Source organism: Micromonospora sp. DT229 (genome assembly GCF_049844505.1).
In the GTDB taxonomy this organism is placed as follows: domain Bacteria; phylum Actinomycetota; class Actinomycetes; order Mycobacteriales; family Micromonosporaceae; genus Micromonospora.
The window spans coordinates 85183-86327 of sequence record NZ_JBNCLD010000024.1; the positions used below are offsets into that span (position 1 = coordinate 85183).

A 1145-nucleotide genomic window follows, 5' to 3' on the forward strand; every position below is an offset into this window, starting at 1 on the left:
GTGTTGCGGAACTGGATCCGTCAAGCCGAGGCCGACGCCGGTGAGCGCACCGACCGGCCGACCGGCGAGATGGTGGAGGAGAACCGGCGACTCCGTAAGGAAGTCGCTGAGTTGCGGCGGGCGAACGAGATTCTGAGGGCTGCGAGCGCGTATTTCGCGGCGGAGCTCGACCCGACCCGGCGACGGTCATGAGGTTCATCGGTGAACACCGTGACCAGTTCGCGGTCGCGCTCCTGCTACGGGTCCTCAACATCGGCGCCTCGACCTACTACGCGTGGGTGAAGCAGGCCGAACAGCCCTGTGACCGGGACGTGGTCGACCTGGGGCTGATCTCCAACATCTACGAGATCTGGGAGACCTCGGGGCGCACCTACGGCGCGGACCGGGTCCACCGGCAGCTACGCCGTGACGGCATCCGCGTGGGCCGCAAGCGCGTCGAGCGGTTGATGACGCAGCAGGGCTGGCAGGGCGCGTTCCTGCGTCGAGGCTGGCGCGGCGGCTCCACGAAGCAGGACCCCCGGCACACGCCGGCGCCGGACCTGGTCAACCGACAGTTCACCGCCGACAGGCCGAACCGGCTCTGGGTCGCCGACGCCACCCGCATCCCCTGCGGGCAGGGCGTGTTCTGGCTCGCCGCGGTCCGTGACGCGTTCTCCCGCCGGATTGTCGGCTGGAAGACCTCCGACCGCTGCGACACCGACCTGATCCTCGCCGCCCTCGAATACGGCATCTGGTCCCGCGACGTCCGCGACGGCCAGTTGATCCACCACTCGGACCGCGGGTCGAACTACACGTCGTTCCGCTTCACCGAACGCTTACAGGACAACGGGATCCTGCCCTCGATGGGCTCCGTCGGTGACTCCTACGACAACGCCCTCATGGAGAACTTCTGGTCCACCCTGAAGATCGAACTCGTCTACCGCACCTCATGGCGGACCCGCGACGAAGCCGAAAACGCGATCTTCGCCTACATAGACGGCTGGTACAACACCCGCCGCATCCAGAAGGAACTGGGCTACCTCAGCCCGAACGAGTACGAGACCGCCTGGCACACCCGCCAAACAGAGCCAGCCGAACCAACTATCGCCACCCCTGCACCAGTCGGCAGCAGGTAACCACCGCTCCATCAAAGCGGGGGGAACTCA

The 1145-nt window shown here is 66.6% G+C and carries 1 protein-coding gene and 1 pseudogene; both read left to right on the plus strand.

Annotation, left to right across the window (positions count from 1 at the left end):
• Positions 1 to 192: pseudogene (locus ACLQ2T_RS26685) on the plus strand (IS3-like element ISMyma3 family transposase); the annotation flags it as partial.
• Positions 189 to 1115: an IS3 family transposase gene (locus ACLQ2T_RS26690; protein WP_425769105.1), complete on the plus strand. Its 927-nt coding sequence runs from the start codon at positions 189 to 191 to the stop codon at positions 1113 to 1115. The pseudogene ACLQ2T_RS26685 and the gene ACLQ2T_RS26690, both read left to right, overlap by 4 nt.
• Positions 1116 to 1145: the final 30 nt, after the last annotated feature.